The sequence below is a fragment of the Bacillus sp. HMSC036E02 genome (genome assembly GCF_001836235.1).
Lineage (GTDB): Bacteria > Bacillota > Bacilli > Bacillales > Bacillaceae_G > Bacillus_A > Bacillus_A cereus.
Genome location: NZ_KV827870.1, coordinates 1 through 382 on the forward strand (window position 1 = coordinate 1; position 382 = coordinate 382).

Consider the following 382-nt stretch of genomic DNA (forward strand, 5'->3'; position numbering starts at 1 on the left):
AGATTTATGAACAACCTTAATTTTCTTTGTGAACAATTTGCTAAAATTCTTAATGGAAAAAGCAACATAAATCAGGGTGTTTGTTCTGTCTCCTTGCGCCGTAATATTAAAGTGCTGGTTCAAGGACGACCAAGCACCTCAGTGATACCGGTTGGGATATCTTTTGAATCGTTAGATCAAAATGGCAATGCGTTGAACTTTGGAGAAATCGCTATTTTACAAGAAGAAATTCCTTTATTTATGCAATCAATTGTTCAACAAGGGATTATTGTTAGCGCCTTACATAATCATTGGTTATATATGAAACCATTGATTATGTATATTCATATCCAATCTGTTGAACCACCATTGAGTTTTGCAAAAAAATTGGCAAATTCCTTTT

General features: G+C 33.5%; 1 protein-coding gene. It reads left to right on the forward strand.

Translation table 11 applies throughout. From position 1 onward, the window contains the following. Positions 1-6: 6 nt before the first annotated feature. Positions 7-382, forward strand: a 376-nt coding sequence (locus tag HMPREF2590_RS25040) for a DUF1259 domain-containing protein (RefSeq protein WP_070861607.1), incomplete at its 3' end; no start/stop codon positions are given.